Origin of the sequence: Aeromonas sp. S13(2024), assembly GCF_041402405.1 — a bacterium.
Taxonomy (GTDB): domain Bacteria; phylum Pseudomonadota; class Gammaproteobacteria; order Enterobacterales; family Aeromonadaceae; genus Aeromonas; species Aeromonas veronii.
Window position 1 is genome coordinate 79,696 of the sequence record NZ_JBGLRA010000005.1, and the last position, 16,861, is coordinate 96,556.

General features: G+C 59.0%; 17 protein-coding genes. 10 read left to right on the plus strand and 7 right to left on the minus strand.

Going from position 1 to position 16,861, the window contains the following annotated elements; all coding sequences use genetic code 11:
* Positions 1-42 precede the first annotated feature (42 nt).
* Positions 43-1,029, plus strand: a complete 987-nt coding sequence (locus tag ACB042_RS09450; protein ID WP_371178291.1) for a hydrolase — start codon at positions 43-45, stop codon at positions 1,027-1,029.
* Here ACB042_RS09450 and ACB042_RS09455 read toward each other — a convergent pair.
* On the minus strand, positions 1,008-2,159 hold the full coding sequence (locus tag ACB042_RS09455) for a GGDEF domain-containing protein (RefSeq protein WP_371178292.1): 1,152 nt from the start codon (positions 2,157-2,159) through the stop codon (positions 1,008-1,010). The two genes, ACB042_RS09450 and ACB042_RS09455, sit on opposite strands and share 22 nt — an antisense overlap.
* A gap of 97 nt (positions 2,160-2,256) precedes the next feature.
* Between ACB042_RS09455 and ACB042_RS09460 the strand changes: the two genes are divergently transcribed.
* The 3 genes from ACB042_RS09460 to ACB042_RS09470 are packed head-to-tail and all read left to right on the plus strand — an operon-like array spanning position 2,257 to position 3,953.
* Positions 2,257-2,481 carry a YheU family protein gene (locus ACB042_RS09460; RefSeq protein WP_005335298.1) on the plus strand — a complete coding sequence of 75 codons (225 nt, stop codon included), beginning with the start codon at positions 2,257-2,259 and terminating at the stop codon, positions 2,479-2,481.
* 52 nt (positions 2,482-2,533) lie between these two features.
* Positions 2,534-3,403: a phosphoribulokinase gene (locus tag ACB042_RS09465; RefSeq protein WP_005335299.1), complete on the plus strand. Its 870-nt coding sequence runs from the start codon at positions 2,534-2,536 to the stop codon at positions 3,401-3,403.
* Between the two features lie 16 nt (positions 3,404-3,419).
* Entirely contained in the window at positions 3,420-3,953 is a 534-nt protein-coding gene (locus tag ACB042_RS09470; RefSeq protein WP_164537598.1) for a DUF4136 domain-containing protein, read from the plus strand.
* Between the two features lie 137 nt (positions 3,954-4,090).
* Here the strand turns inward: ACB042_RS09470 and ACB042_RS09475 are convergent, their stop codons facing one another.
* Positions 4,091-4,387 (minus strand): MliC family protein, encoded by a 297-nt coding sequence (locus ACB042_RS09475; RefSeq protein WP_040067985.1) that lies wholly within the window; start codon positions 4,385-4,387, stop codon positions 4,091-4,093.
* 93 nt (positions 4,388-4,480) lie between these two features.
* Positions 4,481-4,885, minus strand: coding sequence for an OsmC family protein (locus ACB042_RS09480; RefSeq protein WP_005362569.1), 405 nt, complete (start codon positions 4,883-4,885; stop codon positions 4,481-4,483).
* 300 nt (positions 4,886-5,185) lie between these two features.
* On the opposite strand from ACB042_RS09480, the gene crp reads away from it, so the two are divergent.
* The 4 genes from crp (at position 5,186) to ACB042_RS09500 (ending at position 9,007) form a co-directional block, all read left to right on the plus strand.
* A complete protein-coding gene (crp, locus tag ACB042_RS09485; protein ID WP_005335304.1) occupies positions 5,186-5,824 on the plus strand; it encodes a cAMP-activated global transcriptional regulator CRP in 639 nt (212 codons plus the stop codon).
* Between the two features lie 125 nt (positions 5,825-5,949).
* The gene (locus tag ACB042_RS09490; protein ID WP_108588144.1) at positions 5,950-6,750 is read left to right on the plus strand and encodes a putative RNA methyltransferase; all 801 of its coding nucleotides are present in this window, start codon (positions 5,950-5,952) and stop codon (positions 6,748-6,750) included.
* Positions 6,751-7,090: 340 nt separating this feature from the next.
* A complete protein-coding gene (locus ACB042_RS09495) occupies positions 7,091-8,197 on the plus strand; it encodes a porin (protein ID WP_371178293.1) in 1,107 nt (368 codons plus the stop codon).
* Positions 8,198-8,371: 174 nt separating this feature from the next.
* Positions 8,372-9,007, plus strand: coding sequence for a murein L,D-transpeptidase catalytic domain family protein (locus ACB042_RS09500; RefSeq protein ID WP_005354246.1), 636 nt, complete (start codon positions 8,372-8,374; stop codon positions 9,005-9,007).
* A 77-nt stretch (positions 9,008-9,084) separates the two neighbouring features.
* On the opposite strand, the gene ACB042_RS09505 is transcribed toward ACB042_RS09500, so the two are convergent.
* Complete coding sequence (locus ACB042_RS09505; protein ID WP_005335309.1) at positions 9,085-9,516, minus strand: universal stress protein; 432 nt, start codon at positions 9,514-9,516, stop codon at positions 9,085-9,087.
* A gap of 423 nt (positions 9,517-9,939) precedes the next feature.
* On the opposite strand from ACB042_RS09505, the gene ACB042_RS09510 reads away from it, so the two are divergent.
* Complete coding sequence (locus tag ACB042_RS09510) at positions 9,940-11,094, plus strand: 3-phenylpropionate MFS transporter (RefSeq protein ID WP_371178294.1); 1,155 nt, start codon at positions 9,940-9,942, stop codon at positions 11,092-11,094.
* A 70-nt stretch (positions 11,095-11,164) separates the two neighbouring features.
* Here the strand turns inward: ACB042_RS09510 and ACB042_RS09515 are convergent, their stop codons facing one another.
* From ACB042_RS09515 to ACB042_RS09525, 3 genes are read right to left on the minus strand one after another with little or no spacing between them, the layout of a single operon-like run.
* The gene (locus ACB042_RS09515; protein WP_371178295.1) at positions 11,165-12,382 is read right to left on the minus strand and encodes a hypothetical protein; all 1,218 of its coding nucleotides are present in this window, start codon (positions 12,380-12,382) and stop codon (positions 11,165-11,167) included.
* Positions 12,383-12,389: 7 nt separating this feature from the next.
* Positions 12,390-12,599: a helix-turn-helix transcriptional regulator gene (locus tag ACB042_RS09520; RefSeq protein ID WP_005335250.1), complete on the minus strand. Its 210-nt coding sequence runs from the start codon at positions 12,597-12,599 to the stop codon at positions 12,390-12,392.
* 7 nt (positions 12,600-12,606) lie between these two features.
* A complete protein-coding gene (locus tag ACB042_RS09525) occupies positions 12,607-13,155 on the minus strand; it encodes a DUF2975 domain-containing protein (RefSeq protein WP_371178296.1) in 549 nt (182 codons plus the stop codon).
* Between the two features lie 215 nt (positions 13,156-13,370).
* Between ACB042_RS09525 and ACB042_RS09530 the strand changes: the two genes are divergently transcribed.
* The gene (locus ACB042_RS09530; RefSeq protein WP_371178297.1) at positions 13,371-16,826 is read left to right on the plus strand and encodes a NahK/ErcS family hybrid sensor histidine kinase/response regulator; all 3,456 of its coding nucleotides are present in this window, start codon (positions 13,371-13,373) and stop codon (positions 16,824-16,826) included.
* Positions 16,827-16,861: the final 35 nt, after the last annotated feature.

The window sequence follows — 16,861 nt, forward strand, 5'->3', positions numbered from 1 at the left end:
ACCTCCCGTCCTCCTTATCTTCGACCCAGACCGACTGACCCCATGCTGACCGAGAGCCACTTCCACGCCCCCTGGTGGGCACGCAATCCTCATCTGCAGACCATATTGCCCAAATGGCTGCGCCGCACCCCTGCCCGTTTTGTGGCGGAGCGGTTTGAACTGCAGGATGGGGACTTTGTCGACCTCGCCTGGAGCGGGGAGGTCTGCCTTGATGAACGGCAACTGGTGGTGGTGTTTCACGGGCTGGAGGGAAGCATTCACTCCCACTATGCCAAGGGATTGTTCGCCCACCTGCAGCAAGAGGGCAGAGAGGCCGTGCTGATGCACTTTCGCGGTTGCAGCGGCGAGCCCAATCGGCACCTGCAGGCCTATCACTCCGGCGCCATCGGTGATGCGCAGGAGCTGATTGCCGAGCTGAGCCAGCGCTTCCCGGGCAAACCGCTGATCGCCATCGGCTTTTCACTGGGTGGCAATATGCTGGTCAATCTGCTGGCGCGGGCCTGCCCTGCGGCACTGAAGGCGGCTGTGGTGGTCTCGGCCCCGCTGCAACTGGCCAGCTGTGCCGAGCGGGTCAATCAGGGATTTTCCAAGGTCTATCAGAACTACCTGCTGCGCACCATGCGCCGCAACCTGTTGAACAAGATCAGTCAGCAGCAAAAAGCGGGCGAGCGCTGGCAACCAAAACAAGTGGAACAGATTGCCACCCTGCGCGACTTTGACGAGCTGGTCACCGCGCCGCTGCACGGTTTTCACAGCGCCAGCCACTACTACCAGAGCTGCTCCGGGCTACCGCTGCTGGCTCAAATCCCCATCCCTACCCTGATCCTGCACGCCGCCGACGATCCCTTTATGTCACACGCAGTCATTCCCCGACCGGAGCAACTCTCGCCCACGGTGCGCTATGAGCTGAGCCAGCGCGGCGGCCATGTCGGCTTTCTGCACGGCACTCCGTGGCGTCCCCGCTTCTGGCTGGATGAGCGGATCAGTCGCTGGATTGCCGAACAGAGTCACTCTGCAACACAGAACTGATTGCGTCCCGACTCCTTGGCCCGATAGAGCGCCTGATCGGCCCGCTCCAGCAACTGGCTAGCCCCTTCGCCGGACACATTGCTGGCAATCCCCTGACTCACCGTCACCCAGGGGGCAACCTCGGACGCCAGATGCTCCAGCCGCAGGCTGGCCAAGCCATCTTGCAGCCGCTGCGCCACGCTGGCCGCCGCCTGACGGTCGGTATTGGGCAGCAGTAGCACAAACTCCTCTCCGCCATAGCGGGCCACCAGATCAGATGGCGTGCGTACCGCACGGTTGAGCGCTTGTGCCACCTCATTGAGACACATATCCCCCACCTGATGGCCGTAGTGGTCGTTGAAGCGCTTGAAATAGTCCACATCGATCAGGATGAGCGATAGCGGAGCGCCGCTCTCCTGGCTATGGGCCAACGCGCGCTCCAACTCGATATTGAAGTGCCGCCGGTTGGCGACACCGGTCAGAGGATCTTGCTTGGCGAGCTGATCAAGTTGGCGCAGCAGCGTCAGATTTTCATGCTCCCGTATGATCGCCAACTCAAACCAGCGGTGCAGCATGCGGCGGCCAACCTCCAGCGCAATCACGCCAAACAACACGCCAAGCAGGTAGATCTGGGGAAAATCGACGCGTAAAAAGAGTTCCAACCCCACACCCACCGTCATCGGGCCCAAGAGATAGCCATAAAAAACCTTGCGATCGGGATAAAACGCGATGAGCGCAGCCAGCAGGTTGAGCCGCATGATCCCGTTGGCATAGCTGACCCCTCCCCGCAGCTCCACCTGACCAATCGTGTAGATGTGCAGCGTCCAGAGTCCGCCCCATAGCACCATCACCAGCGCAGCCATCCGTAACCAGAGGCGATCCTGCAGATGGTCACAAAACAGGCTGACAACAGGTAGCAGCAATAGCACCACCATGACCAGGGCCAGCTCACTCTGAAAGCGCCAGGGCAAGCTGTCATCACTGGCGAGCCCGACCTGGCTGTAAACCTCGTAGCGTATCGAAAGAAACAATACCACCAGCCAGTTCAACAACCAGAACCACACCATGCCTCGGGCAATCGCCTCTCGACGTGCGCTGTCCAGATGCTCAGTCAGGGTTAACGGCGCGCTGCGCTGCGCTTCAGACAACATCTCTCAGACTCCGGTGAAAAGGTAAAAAGTGATTGCATTCGCGGGATTCAACACAACAATAGCCTGACGATCACCTCTTTTGCTGTGAGACCTTTAAATGATCATTCCCTGGCAAGAACTGGACGGCGACACCCTGACCAACCTGATCGAACACTTTGTGTTGCAGGAGGGAACCGAATATGGAGAGCAGGATGTACCGCTTGGCGTCAAAGTCGATGCAGTGAGAGAACAATTACAGCAAGGCAAAGCTGTCATCGTCTATAGCGAGCTGCACGAATCGGTGAATATCGTGATGAAAGACCGCTTCATCGAGCAGTCTTGACCCAACCGCAATCCGGACCTTATAACGGAATTCCCAAGGAAGAGAGAATCCCATGTCGGCCAAGCACCCCATTATTGCTGTTACCGGTTCGTCCGGTGCCGGCACCTCCACCTCCACCAACGCCTTTCGCTCCATGTTCCATCAACTGGGATATACCGCGGCTGTGGTGGAAGGTGACAGTTTTCACCGCTACACCCGACCGGAAATGGATGTAGCGATCCGCAAGGCGCGCGAACAGGGGCGTCATATCAGCTATTTTGGCCCTGAGGCCAATGACTTCGGCCTGCTGGAGAGCTTTTTCCAAGGCTATGGGCAGGATGGCAATGGCCAGTATCGCCGCTACCTGCACAGCTTTGACGAGGCGGTGCCCTTCAACCAGATGCCCGGCACCTTTACCCCCTGGCAGCATCTGCCCAGCAATACCGACCTGCTGTTTTATGAAGGGCTGCACGGCGGTGTGGTCACTGAGGATCACAACGTTGCCCGCCACGTGGATTTTCTGATAGGTGTAGTGCCCATCGTCAACCTGGAGTGGATCCAGAAGCTGATCCGCGATACCTCGGAGCGAGGGCATTCCCGCGAGGCGGTGACCGACTCCATCGTTCGCTCCATGGATGACTACATCAACTTCATCACCCCGCAGTTCTCGCGCACCCATATCAACTTCCAGCGAGTACCGACGGTGGATACCTCCAACCCCTTCAGCGCCAAGGTGATCCCGAGTCTGGACGAGAGTATGCTGGTGATCCGGTTTCGCGGTATCAAGCAGGTGGATTTCCCCTACCTGCTGTCGATGATCGATGGCTCATTCATGTCGCGGATGAACACCATAGTGGTGCCGGGTGGCAAGATGGGCTTTGCGATGGAGCTGATCCTGCGCCCGCTCATCCAGCAATTGATCGAAACCGGCAAAATAACCTGATTCAAAGGAGTTCACGATGCGGCTTGCTTATCTCTCTGTGGCACTGCTCGCCCTGCTTGGCGGTTGCAGCAGCGGGCCGGCGGCCCCCACGCTGGAGTCCGGCACCATGCTGGTTCGCCCGATGGGCAACTGGACCTATGGTGCAACCCCGCGCTACGCCCTGGCCGAACAGTATCAATTTGCCGGTGAGTTGGCGGAAGGGTGGCTGGAGCCAATGCAGCAGGCGGTAAGCCGGGAGCTCAATGGCAAGGGATGGCAAAGCGCACCGCTCGACGAGGCGGATCTGTGGGTCGCCATTGGCGTCGCGGGCGGCAAGGATATGAGTGACGGCGAGATTTTCGCCCGTCTTGGCATGACGCCCGGGGTATATGCCTCGGCCAACCAGCGCAAAGGGTCGCTGGCCATCGTGCTGCTCGATCGCAAAACCCAGAAAGCGGTCTGGAGCAGCATCATCCAGCTGACCAGCGATGTGAGCATTGCAGACAACCAGCGTCAGGCGCTTAGCCAACAGCTCGCGGCCGAGCTGCTCAATCGCGTCCCCACCAACTAACGCTTGTTTAGTGATAATGGATAGAAAAACGGCTTGCCTCCCGGCAAGCCGTTTTTTGTGGTCTCAACCTCTTGACCCAATCCGGCCTAGGCCAGACCCGGACACAAAGCCGCACACCTTCAGCTAACTGTGGTCACTTATTTAAGTGTACAGGTCAGCAGCGTGACTCCTTTCTGGGTGAGGAGAGCTTGTTTGTCCTGATTCCAGAAGGTGGTGACGCTGTCGGAATATTTGGCGCCAGACTCTGACTCCACACGCGCCAGCTTGTGATAAACCCCGGCATAGGGGAATTGCACCATGTCAGCCTGGGCATCATAGGTAACGGCCAGCATCTCTTCGCCACACTGGTATTGGCTGTATTGATACTGGGTAGGTTGCGGGCTGCTGCACGCCGCCAGGCCCAAAAGGGGAAGCAGAGCGATCAATTTTTTCATTGCACTTTCCTTATGTAATGGCTTTATGTCATGGCCTTGTGCAGTGGCCTTACGTAACGGCCTTATGCCAGGGTACCAACGAAACAATCGTTATCAAGCTTCAACAATTTGATAACTATGGGTAATTTGTACCGCTTTTTCCAACATCAGGGAAACAGAACAGTATTTTTCCATCGACAGATCGACCGCTCTGGCCACCTGTTTCTCTGCCAATCCCTTGCCCGTCACCACGAAGTGCAGATTAATCTTCTCGAAAACCCGGGGCACGCTATCGACCCGTTCGCCACTGACATCGACATGGCATGCGGTCACCGACTGGCGCGCTTTTTCGAGGATGGAGACCACATCAATGGAGCTGCAGCCACCGACCGCCAGCAGGATCATCTCCATCGGGCTGGCCCCCTCACCGGGGTTGGCACCATCCAGGATCACCTTGTGACCGGATTCACTCTCACCCACAAACTTCATCCCTTCCACCCAGCTGACCTTGGCTTTCATCTCGCACTCTCTCCTGTTAATCATGATGATGGATCCCTAGCATAACCCAGTCGCTTATCTCTGCCGAACAGGGGGAGTTGGGATGGAAATAGATCAAAATCAACATCTCCGACCTCTATCTTCCCTAGAATGGCCGAAGCGGCGCAGCAGGCATTACTCAAAGGGCTCTGTCAAAAGCCCGCAAAGCCTTGTCAGCACAGGCAAAGGCTCTTATCCTACTGCGACCAATACAAGGAATGGCAAGATTGGCAGCTTGCCCGGACGCACAAGTCCATAAAAAGACACTACAGAGGAATTCTCATGGTCATTGGCAAACCGCAAAGCGATCCCACCCTGGAATGGTTCTTGTCGCACTGCCACATTCATAAGTATCCCGCCAAGAGCACCCTGATCCATGCGGGTGAAAAAGCGGAGACCCTCTACTACATCGTCAAGGGCACTGTGGCCGTCTTGATCAAGGACGATGAGGGCAAAGAGATGATCCTCTCCTATCTGAACCAGGGCGATTTCCTGGGCGAGATGGGGATGTTCGAGGAGAACGAGAACCCCGAGCGCTCCGCCTGGGTTCGCGCCAAAGGCTCTTGCGAAGTGGCAGAGATCTCCTACAAGAAGTTCCGCCAGCTGATCCAGGTCAACCCGGACATTCTGATGCGTCTCTCTGGCCAGATGGCCAAGCGCCTGCAACACACCAGCCAGAAAGTGGGTAACCTCGCCTTCCTGGATGTGACCGGCCGGATCGCCCAGACCCTGCTCAACCTGGCCAAACAGCCGGATGCCATGACCCACCCGGATGGCATGCAGATCAAGATCACCCGTCAGGAGATCGGCCAGATCGTCGGCTGCTCTCGTGAAACCGTGGGCCGCATCCTGAAGATGCTGGAAGAGCAGGAGCTCATCTCTGCCCACGGCAAGACAATTGTGGTATTTGGCACTCGCTGATGACCCGTCCGCAGGCCTGACTGAGGCCTTGGGATAAAAAAGGCTGCTACGGCAGCCTTTTTTGATCCTCTCCCCTATAATCCCGAACGCCCTTCACTGTTCCGGCATTCGCCCAGAGAGTTACTATGCACCTTCAATGTCCCCGCTGCCGCAGTCCGCTCCATCTTCATGAAGCCTCCCAGGGACGCTATTGCGACAACAAGCATCACTTCGATCCGGCACCGGAAGGTTATCTGGATCTCATCCCCGGCAAGAAAAACCCCAAAGACAGCGACAGTCGTGCCCTGATGCGCGCCAAGCACCATTTCCTGGAAGCCGGCCACCAACTGCCGCTGGTTGAGGCCATGGCTGGCCTGCTCGCTCCGCTGGCACCACAAGAGCTGATCCATCTTGGGTGCGGTGAAGGCTACTACTGCCGCGCGCTGGCAGAGCGCCTGCCCGGCTGGCAGTTTGCCGGGGTTGATATCGCCAAGAACACCATCTTTGCCGCCAAAAAAGCGCAGCCGGACGGCCAGTTTGTCATTGCCGATCCCGCTCGTGCGCCGTTGCAACCGGGCTCTGCTCAGGTGCTGCTGGTCAACGATCTCAAGGTCAAGACCGAACAGCTGGTCAGCTGGCTGGCCCCCGGTGGCTATCTGCTCTATCTGCAGCCGGGCCCGCGCCATCAGTGGCAACTGCGGGTCAGCCTCAATCCGGTGAGCATGGAACACCCCCTCAGCTGGCCAACCCTCGGCGGCCTCAATCCGGTGACTCAACAACGCTGCCAGTTCAGCCTCACCATGGATCAGGCCATGCGCAGCTTTATTCTGGAGACCAGCCGTCTTGGCTGGCGGGCAACCGGTGAGCAGCGTCACGCTTTCGCTCAACAGGGCCCGAATGAACTGGAACAGGATCTGCTGCTGACCCTGTGGCAAAAGCCCATCTGATCACTGGGGGGAGCCTTGCAAGGCTCCCGCCCCGTTTTTCCCGCCCGCCCCATTCTTCCCTGTGTGATCTAGCTCACAACTTGAGCCATCTACCTTGTTGCTCAGAACAGCCTTGATGTCAAAAAAGTCACTAGAAAATAATTCATTGAATTTAATCTCTTTTTATCTTGTCAAAAACCGTCACACCCAGACTTGATAACGACCTCGTCACCTCAATTAAACAACGATGGATTCAGGCCCAGTCAAGGTTGGGACGCCTACCGTGTGGCTATCGGACTATTTCCGATTTCACAGAACCGACAACAAGTTCGGAAGTGTTTACATCAGAGGAATAACGCATATGAAGAAGTCTGCACTGACTATTGCCATCTCCAGCCTGCTGCTGGCGAGCGGCGCCCATGCTGCTACCGTTTACAACCAGAACGATACCAAGCTGGAAATCGGCGGCCGTGCACAAGGTGCTTACTACGGTACTGACGACAACGGTTCCGAAGGTGACCAGAGCTACTTCCGTCTGCACGTTGCTGGCGAGACCAAGATTGCTCCCGAGATGAAGGCGTTCGGCTTTGCCGAGTACAACCTGCCGACTTCCGGTTCTGACAACGACGAGCTGCGTTATGCCTATGCCGGCATCAAGCACGACCGTTTCGGCGCATTCAGCTATGGTCGTCAGGATGGCCTGTTCACCAAGGCCGTCAACAACTATACCGACGTCCTGCCTGAGTGGGGCGGTGACGGCCTGGGCAAAGATACCGAAGTATTCGGCACCGGCCGTACCAACGGTCTGGCCCAGTACATCTACACCTACCAGGGTCTGACTCTGGGTGCCCAGTTCACCGGTAACAACGATCCGCAAAACGCCGGTCGCAGTGCAATCACTGAATCTTTCAACGGCAACACCTACAACGGCGAAAGCTGGAATAGCAAAGGTTCTGCTGAAGGCTTCGCAGTATCTGCCAACTACGATTTCGATATGGGCCTGAGCTTGGGTGCTGCCTATAACCAAGCTGGTAAGACCGACGAGCAAGCTCGCTATGCCGCCTTCGGTGGCGACAAGGATGCCAAGCTGATGGGCATCGGCGCCAAATATGCAACTGGCGACCTCTACCTGGCTGCAACCTACTCCCACGGTGAAGACCACCTGTTCGTCAACAACGGCTACGCCGAGAAGATGGATGGCTACGAAGCCGTTGCCCAGTACACCATCGGCAAGTTCAAGCCTTCTCTGGCCTACCTGCGCACTGACGTGAAAGACTCCGCTCGCGGTATCGATGATACCTACACCGAGTACGTATCTATCGGTGCCTGGTACAACTTCACCGAGAACTTCAACGCCTACGTTGATTACAAGCTGAACCTGCTGGACTCCGTAGATGGCAAGTCCACCAACTCTCTGGGCAAGAACACCGACGACGTAGTCGCGGTTGCCCTGCAGTACAACTTCTAAGTAATTGGAAGTCAGTTATACCCTGTGATACCAATGTCTACTGTTTGAATTACTTCCGGCCGCTCTGCGGCCGGTTTTTTTATTGCGCCTTTTCAGCACCTTGCATATAACTATCGAGCGGATTGATGGCAATATCCGCGTCGTTGACAGGGAGTGACAAGGAGATATTCACGGATGAGACAAGCGCGCGGGAACATAGACTGGCAACGCGGATGGCTGCTGTTGCCACTGCTGTTGATATCGCTCATCTGGAGCAGCACGGCAGATGCCAGCTGGGATCAGAGCCTCTATCGTCAACTGGGTCTGGCCGGCAAGCTGGATAAACAGACCTTTCGTCAGGCACTCAACAGTTATCAAACTGTACGCCACAAACGCAAACCCATTCTCACCATCATCGATTACAGCAAGCCATCCACCCAGCGCAGGCTGTTTGTCATCGATATGAAACGCCACAAGCTGCTTTATCACACTTGGGTCAGTCATGGCCGCAACTCAGGTGAACTGGCCGCAAAACACTTTTCCAACCAGCTCAACTCCCGCCAAAGTTCCCTTGGCGTCTATCGCACTGCAGAAACCTATCTGGGCAAGCATGGCTACTCCCTGCGGCTGGACGGGCTCAGCCCTGGCAAGAACAGCAATGCCCGCAAGCGTGCCATCGTGGTACATGGCGCCGCCTATGCCAGCCCGACCCATCTGCGCAAATATGACAAGCTGGGCCGCAGCTGGGGTTGCCCCGCCCTGCCCAAAGAGCAGGCCAGGGCCATCATAGATACCATCAAGGGGGGGAGTGTCATCTACGCTCACGGCTAGCGGGTACAACACCAGAAAACGCAAGGCCAGCAATCGCTGGCCTTGTTTGTTACGCTTTTCACACTAAACGTGGCGCGTTATTGGCGCACCACCAGTACCGGACAGGGTGCATGACGCACCACAGACTCGGCGACACTGCCTACCAGCAGATGGCTGATACCGGAGCGACCGTGGCTGCCCATCACGATCAGCTCAACCTCATCCTCCTTGGCCTGAATGACAATTTCATCGGCGGCGCGGCCAAAGCGAATATCAAAGGTGGCCGGGATCGGCAGGGTGGCAACCAGCTCTTTGAGCTGGGTTCTGGCCTGACGCTCCATCTCGTGGGTGATCTCGATGGCCGTCATATGAAGGATCTTGTAACTGTCAAAACCGTGCAGTTGATCAACCACGTGGATCAGCTTGAGCTGAGCCTGATGGCTCTGTGCCATGAAAACGGCATAGTCGAGTACCGCGCGAGACATTTGGGAAAAATCGACTGGACAGAGCAGAGTCTTGATCGATGGCATAATGCAGTCTCCTCTACTGATTGGGGTGCTATTGAATCTTTACTCGATCATAACGATCCGACCGTAAATAACCCTCGACCCTGTCGCAAAATGGAGATGCGGGATGTTTTCTCCGCCCGCCGCGATCAATGCATGGTATAAATCAGGTGATACGTGCTCTCCTCACCCCTGCGAAGATAATGCTGACCATGCTGCGCATCGGTCTGACCTGACTATATTCATTCAGCAAAAAAGAAACCCGCCATGGGCGGGTGGAAGGATTGCAACACTAACCAGGAGGAGGTGTTACCAGGTAGACCCCACCTCTTCGGTAATAGTTCAATTTTATTGAAGTTTTTTCGTTTTCTGCGCAGGGTTTCCATCGGGATCTGCGGGGGAGGATGGGTTATCATTCTGCTCCCGTCATCCGGTTGCAGAGGATCTATGCCCGCGTTTTCCTGGTTAGCGCTCTTTTTCGGCGCCTTCTATTTTGTCTACGGCGCTTACTTGCCGTTCTGGTCGCTCTGGCTGGAGGGGATGGGCGTCAGCGCCGAGATGATTGGTCTCCTGCTGGGGGCGGGGATGGCGATCCGCTTTGCCGGCAACCTGATGGTGATGGGGCAGATCAAGGGGGCGGGCCATCTGCTGCCGGTTACCCGGTTGCTCTCCCTGCTCAGTCTGCTGGCGTTTCTCGGCTTCTATCTCAGTCATAACCTCTGGTGGCTGGTGGGCTTGACCCTGCTGGCGAACTTTATCTATCCGACTCTGATGCCGGTGGGGGAGGCGCTGGCGACCCGCATGGTGGTGCAGGCGCACCTCGATTACGGCAAGGTGCGGCTGTGCGGCTCCTTTGCCTTTATTGTCGCCTCGACCTTGGTGGGGGCGTTGGTGGGCAACTTCGGTAGTGACTGGATTTTGCACACCATGGTGGCGGGGCTGGTGCTGATGCTGCTGCTCAGCTGGCTGCCGCTCTATCCGGCGCCACAGGATAGTCAGGGCGAGCGCGCCAAGGCGTCCTTGCTGGCAACCCTTCGCAGCGCGCCGGTGCGTCGCTTCCTGCTGCTGACCGCTCTGCTGCAGGGGAGCCACGCCGCTTATTACGGTTTCAGCGCCATCTACTGGAAGGCGCAAGGATATAGCGGCACCATCATCGGCTATCTGTGGGCGCTCGGGGTGGTGGCGGAGATCTGTATGTTTGCCGCCGACAAGCGTTTCTTGCAGCGCTTTGGCGCCCAGAGTCTCTTTATCGCCGGTGCCATCGGTTGTGTGGTGCGCTGGGTATTGCTGGGGGCCTCGACCGAGTTGTGGGTGCTGGTGCTGGGGCAATTGCTCCACTCGGTGACGTTCGGTATGAGCCATCTGGGGGCGGTGCGCTTTATGACCCGTCAGCTACCGGCCGAGCAGTTGATCCCGACTCAGGCGCTCTATGCGGCCCTTGGCCTCGGCATGACGGTGGCGGCCCTGATGGCTGTCTGTGGCGTGCTGTTCGAGCCTCTCGGCGGTGGCATCTTCTTCCTGATGGTGCTGGTGGTCTTGCCGGTGTTCTTCCTGCGGCTGCGCCCCTTTGCGCCGTCTGCGCAGGAGAGTGCTCCAGCCTGATATTTGTCTATTTCACCTAACAAAAGGGAGAGCCACGGCTCTCCCTTTTTCGTTGCTGCGGTTTGCGGCGTTACTGCTGCTCGCCAAGATAGAGGCGGCTGAGGCGGCGCCAGGTATCCGAGCCGATGGTGCCGGCAAGCAGCTCATTGGAGGCGGCATCAAAGCGGCCATCCGGTAGCCAGCCCAGCTGGGGCAGTAGTTGCGCCAGCGTCACGTCATTGTGCTGCAGCTCCCGCTCCAGCGCTTCCCAGAAGGCGCTCCCCTTGATGTAAAAGAGCGGGTAGTAGGAGCGATCGCCCGCCAGCACCTCGCGGGCCGCCCGATAGAGGCCGCTATCGCTATGGGGCAGCTGGTTGCCCCGTTCGGCCAGCTCGTTGACCGCCGTGACTTGATGCAGCCGAAAGCGGCGCAGCGCCTTGATGGCGAGGTACTCGGCGAGGCTCTCGTTGACCCAGGTGGGCTGTGGAGCTGCGCGGCGAGCGCTGAGGATATGCACCGCCTCGTGGGCCGAGGTGCGCAGCAGGCGCAAGGGGGCCTGTGGCGTCGGTTTGCCAGCCTCGGTGGGGTAGTTGGCAACAAACACCTGATCTCCGGCGGCGCCGCCGAGAGAGCTGGTTGCCACATCCCGCCCCAGCCACACCAGTTGCCATGGGTGAGTGGGCGGATCCACATCAAGCTGGAAGGCCAGATAGTCGATGATCTCATTCAGTTGCTGCTGCAAGGCCGGCAGATCGAGCTGGTTGGCGGTCTCGTCATGGCTCAGCACCAGCCGCGGATCCGGCTTGGTGACGGGCACTGTGTCCAGACCAAACGGCAGGATCAGCGGCGGTTGGTTGACATCCGGCAGCGGTTGGCAGCTGCCATCCGGCAGACAAACCTTTCCTTGGCGACTCCCCATCTGGCGCACAAAGTTACCCCACTCGGTCAATAGCCACTGATTGGGTGCGAACAGAAGCGACTGTTGGACCGAGGCATCTGCACCCAGTGCCGGAGCCGGTGTGAGCGTGATCTGCCAGCCGATCTCCTTGCAGGAGAAGGGCTGGTTGAGGGCAACCGGCTGGTTGTTTGCAAGGCAGACCAGCGCGGGGGAAACCAGCGTGGCACTGCCCGGCAACTGACGAGCGGGGAGCAGGCTAAAGGGAGGTTTGCCCTGCATAGTGAGGTGCACTTGCAGCACATTGGCGCTGGCGCCCTGCTCGATAAGATAGCGGGGGCCGCTTGCGTCATTGCCAGCGCAGGCCCACAGTGGCAGCAGCCACAGGGCAAACAGGGTGATATGACGACTCATAAGGGGGTTAGCGCTCCTGCTCGTAGCCCAGCAGATCGCCGGGCTGGCATTTGAGTTCACGGCAGATGGCCTCCAGAGTGGAGAAGCGCACCGCCTTGGCGTGGCCATTCTTGAGGATCGAGAGGTTGGCCTCGGTGATGTCGATGCGCTGGGCCAGCTCGCGGGCGGTCATTTTGCGCTCTGCCAGCAGGGCATCGAGGCGGATGATAATGGGCATACGTTCCTCACACCGTCAGTTGCTGTTCATCGGCCAGCAGTTTGGCCTCGCGCATGACCAGCGCCAGCGCCAGTACGATCAGTCCCGCCAGCAGTACTCGGAAATCGGAGGTACTCAGCGCTATGGTACCGAGTACTTCCGGGCCTCTCATGGTGAGCACCGTATCCAGCAAGGGGGTCAGGATCAATTCGACCAGGAAGGTTGTACAGAGCAGCAGTCCGATCTGCCGATAGCGGCGGATCTGCTCGAAGGTGAAGAGCAGACCGGCGTGGTAGCCGCGAAACAGCTGACGCAGTTGCCAGAGCATCATCATAAAGACCAGATCCGGCAACAGCTGCACCAGGGTGCCGAGCAGCCGGGTGGAGAAGTGAAGGGGATAGTCGGCAGGATTGATGCCGGGGCGGCTCAAGATGGTGTTGAGCTTCTCCTGCAGAAAATCGGCGCCACCGAAGGGGGTCCACACCTCCAGCAAGGTGATCAAAGGGGTCGCCAGCAGTGCCAGCAGTAGCAGCCATTCGATCAGCATGCTCGAGCGTTCGAGTTTGTTGGAGATCATCTCATTCCTTACTGTGATGGTTTTATCTGAAAGGTAAAGTTTATCGTTTATCAATATTCACATCGGCAATGTTTATTGTTTTGCGATATACAGTCAAGATAAAACTTATTGAAAAACGATAATTTCAATCTCTCCGAAGGGGATGACTTTTGGCTGCAGCCTCTCTAGACTGGCGAGGCTGTATACAAAAACTCAACATGGACAAGGAGTTATCGATGCACCAGGGATGGCTGCTGATCGGATTGTCGCTCACCTATCTGGGGCTGCTGTTTCTGATCGCCTTCGTGGCAGACAAGCACAAACGGCACCGTCTCAAGGGGCAACCGCTGCTCTACAGCCTGTCGCTGGCGGTCTACTGCACCTCCTGGACCTTCTTCGGCACCGTGGGGCAGGCGAGTGAATCCCCCTGGTCGCCGGTGCCCATCTACCTTGGCCCCATGCTGGTCTTTCTGTTTGGCTGGCGGCTGCTGGCGCGCCTTATTCTGGTGGCCAAGCGCGAGCACATCACCTCCATCGCCGACTTTATCGCCGCCCGTTACGGCAAATCCCAGCGGCTCGCCATGGTGATCGCTCTTATCGCCATCATGGGGATCCTCCCCTATCTGGTGTTGCAGCTCAAAGCCATCGTCACCGGGCTGGATCTGCTGATGGTCAACAGCGGCGGCATCAGCCCGACCAGCAACACCAGCGAGTTGGCGCTCGGGGTCACTCTGCTGCTGGCGCTGTTCAGCATCCTGTTCGGCACCCGCCATCTCGATGCCACCGAGCACCACAGGGGGATGGTGGTGGCCATCGCTTTCGAGTCGGTGGTCAAATTGCTGGCCTTTATCGCGGTGGGGGGCTTCGCCCTCTGGCTGATCCTGAGCAAACCGGGCGAGGCTCACGAGCAGGTGACCCGCGACTTCTTTGCGCAGGTGGTGGCGGTGAGCCCCGGCAACCTGCTGGAGCTTGCCATTTATACGGTGTTGGCGATGTGCGCCGTCATCTGCCTACCGCGCCAGTTTCATGTGACTGTGGTGGAGAACAATCAGGGGCAGGATCTGCACTGGGCGCGCTGGATTTTCCCGCTCTACCTGTTCGTGATGGGGCTCTTTATCTGGCCGTTGGCGCTGGCGGGCAAGCAGTGGGTCGGTGCTGACATGGCCTCCGACACCTATGTGATCAGCCTGCCGATGGCACTCGGGTTCGATGGCATGGCGATGCTGGCGTTTCTCGGCGGCACCTCGGCGGCCACCGGCATGGTAATCGTCTGCACCATCGCGCTGGCGATCATGGTGAGCAACGATCTGGTGCTGCCGGTGCTGCTGCGCCGCTTCTGGCGGCAGGGACGCGACGAGCGGCTGGTGCGGCTGCTGTTGCAGGTGCGCCGTGGCGCCATCCTGCTGATCTTGCTGGCGGCCTGGGGGCTCTACCTCTGGCTCGGCGATCTCACCAGTCTGTCGCGCATCGGCTATCTCTCCTTTGGCGCGGTGGCCCAGTTTGCACCGGCCCTGCTGCTCGGTCTCTACTGGCGTCACGGCAATCGCAAGGGGGTCTATCTTGGGTTGAGCCTCGGGGTGAGCCTCTGGTTCGTCACCCTGCTGGTGGAGAGCGGGTTGCTGGCCGGTTCACCGCTGGCCGAACTGCTTGCACCGCCGGACTGGCCTGCGTTTCGCGAGCTGAGTCTCGGGGCCTGGTGCATCTTCCTGAGCCTGCTCTTCAACCTGCTCGGCTATGTGGCCGGTTCCTTATTGTCGCGCCCTGCGGTGAGCGAGCGGCTGCAGGCGGCCAACTTTGTCGGCAAGCCGAGCCGTGATACCGCCGCCCTCTATCAGGCGCGGGTCTCGGTCAAGGAGCTGGAGATGCTGGCGGCCCGCTTCGTCGGCTCAAGCCGGGTCAAACGCGCCTTTGGTCGTTTCGCCGGTGAGCGGGGCGGCACCCTGGCGCCCCAGATGCAGGCTTCGGCCGAACTGATTGCCCACACCGAGCGGCTGCTGGCGGGGGTATTTGGCACTTCGTCGGCGCGGCTGGTGCTCGCCTCTGCCCTGCAGGGGCGCAACATGCAGCTCGAGGAGATCGCCACCATAGTCGATGAGGCCTCCGACGTGTTTCGCTTCAACCGCGGCCTGCTGCAGGGGGCGATCGAGCATATCGGGCAGGGGATCTCGGTGGTGGACAGGGAACTTCGGCTGGTGGCCTGGAACCGCCGTTACATCGAGCTGTTCCACTATCCGCCGGGGCTTATTCAGGCAGGGCGTCCCATCGAGGAGATCATCCGCTACAACGCCCAGCAGGGGCTTTGTGGCCTCGGCGATATTGAGGAGCACGTGGCGCGGCGGGTCGCCTTTATGAAGCGCGGCAGCGCCCATATCTCGGCGCGTGAGCGCCCGGACGGGCGGGTGATCGAGATGCAGGGCAACCCCATGCCCGCCGGTGGTTTCGTCATGACCTTTACCGACATCACGCCGTTTCGCGATGCGGAGCGGGTGTTGCGCGAAGCGAACGAACATCTGGAGGCGCGGGTGGCCGAGCGCACCCGTGAGCTCTCCGAACTCAACCGCCAACTGCTGCTGGTGAACCAGCAGGTGGAGCGGGCCAATCAATCCAAGAGCCGTTTTCTGGCGGCGGTCAGCCACGATCTGACCCAGCCCCTCAATGCCGCCAAGCTGTTTACCTCCTCCCTGCTGGAGATGTTGCCCGATGCTGGCGAGCAGGCGCGCATCGCCCGCCATATCGACGATGCGCTGGGGGCGACCGAGGATCTCATCACCGATCTGCTCGATATCTCGCGGCTCGAAGCGGGCAAGTTCAAAGCCAAGAAGCTCGACTTTGCCCTGCGCGATCTGCTCGACAACCTCAAGGCTGAGTTTGGCGTGTTGGCGCAGGCGGGGGGGATCCACTTCTCGGTGGTGGAGAGCAAGCACGCGGTGCACAGCGATGTGCGGCTGCTGCGCCGGGTGCTGCAGAACTTCCTCACCAATGCGTTTCGCTACAACCCGGGGGGCCGGGTGCTGCTCGGTTGCCGCCGAATGGGGGAGAAGATCCGCATCGAGGTGTGGGATAACGGCCCCGGCATCCCGCAGGACAAGCAGGAGGCTATTTTTGACGAGTTCTCCCGCCTCGATCACTCCCGCACCGCCAAGGAGCAGGGGCTGGGTCTGGGGCTTGCCATCGCCCGTGGCATCTCGCTGGTGCTCGGTCATCAGCTCACTTTGCAGAGTTGGCCGGGCAAGGGATCGGTCTTTGCGGTGACCCTCAATCTGGCGACCCGGCCGGTCACGGCCCATCAGCTGGCGGCGCCGGTGGTGCGTGACAGCCAGCTGGAAGGTGTAGCCGTGCTCTGTATCGACAACGAGCGGGACATTCTGACCGCCATGAGCACCCTGCTCGGCCGTTGGGGCTGCGAGGTGCGCTGCGCCGTCGATCTGGCCGAAGCCGAGGCGCTGGTAGCAGAGGGGTTTGTGCCGAGACTGGTGCTCTCCGACTACCACCTCGACGACGGCAAGACCGGGTTGGAGGCGCTCGCTGCCCTCCAGCGAGTGTGTGGCGACGAGCTGGGAGGCATCATCATCAGCGCTGATCGCAAGAGCGAGCTGCAGGTGCAGATCCGCGAGCGTGGGTATGGCTACATTAGCAAACCGGTCAAACCGCTCAAACTGCGGGCTCTGATGAACAGTCTGCTGCTGCGCTAGCCGCAGCCGGGGCTGCTAGCCGTGAACCTGCTCAC

Excerpts from the sequence above, each read along its gene's own strand:
- ACB042_RS09470 (WP_164537598.1), top strand. The coding sequence starts at position 3,420 with ATGCGGCTTGCTTATCTCTCTGTGGCACTGCTCGCCCTGCTTGGCGGT.
- ACB042_RS09480 (WP_005362569.1), bottom strand. The coding sequence starts at position 4,885 with ATGAAAGCCAAGGTCAGCTGGGTGGAAGGGATGAAGTTTGTGGGTGAG.
- ACB042_RS09530 (WP_371178297.1), top strand. The coding sequence starts at position 13,371 with ATGCACCAGGGATGGCTGCTGATCGGATTGTCGCTCACCTATCTGGGG.
- ACB042_RS09475 (WP_040067985.1), bottom strand. The coding sequence starts at position 4,387 with ATGAAAAAATTGATCGCTCTGCTTCCCCTTTTGGGCCTGGCGGCGTGC.
- ACB042_RS09500 (WP_005354246.1), top strand. The coding sequence starts at position 8,372 with ATGAGACAAGCGCGCGGGAACATAGACTGGCAACGCGGATGGCTGCTG.
- ACB042_RS09510 (WP_371178294.1), top strand. The coding sequence starts at position 9,940 with ATGCCCGCGTTTTCCTGGTTAGCGCTCTTTTTCGGCGCCTTCTATTTT.
- ACB042_RS09525 (WP_371178296.1), bottom strand. The coding sequence starts at position 13,155 with ATGATCTCCAACAAACTCGAACGCTCGAGCATGCTGATCGAATGGCTG.
- ACB042_RS09460 (WP_005335298.1), top strand. The coding sequence starts at position 2,257 with ATGATCATTCCCTGGCAAGAACTGGACGGCGACACCCTGACCAACCTG.
- ACB042_RS09450 (WP_371178291.1), top strand. The coding sequence starts at position 43 with ATGCTGACCGAGAGCCACTTCCACGCCCCCTGGTGGGCACGCAATCCT.
- ACB042_RS09515 (WP_371178295.1), bottom strand. The coding sequence starts at position 12,382 with ATGAGTCGTCATATCACCCTGTTTGCCCTGTGGCTGCTGCCACTGTGG.
- ACB042_RS09490 (WP_108588144.1), top strand. The coding sequence starts at position 5,950 with ATGCACCTTCAATGTCCCCGCTGCCGCAGTCCGCTCCATCTTCATGAA.
- ACB042_RS09465 (WP_005335299.1), top strand. The coding sequence starts at position 2,534 with ATGTCGGCCAAGCACCCCATTATTGCTGTTACCGGTTCGTCCGGTGCC.
- crp (WP_005335304.1), top strand. The coding sequence starts at position 5,186 with ATGGTCATTGGCAAACCGCAAAGCGATCCCACCCTGGAATGGTTCTTG.
- ACB042_RS09455 (WP_371178292.1), bottom strand. The coding sequence starts at position 2,159 with ATGTTGTCTGAAGCGCAGCGCAGCGCGCCGTTAACCCTGACTGAGCAT.
- ACB042_RS09520 (WP_005335250.1), bottom strand. The coding sequence starts at position 12,599 with ATGCCCATTATCATCCGCCTCGATGCCCTGCTGGCAGAGCGCAAAATG.
- ACB042_RS09505 (WP_005335309.1), bottom strand. The coding sequence starts at position 9,516 with ATGCCATCGATCAAGACTCTGCTCTGTCCAGTCGATTTTTCCCAAATG.
- ACB042_RS09495 (WP_371178293.1), top strand. The coding sequence starts at position 7,091 with ATGAAGAAGTCTGCACTGACTATTGCCATCTCCAGCCTGCTGCTGGCG.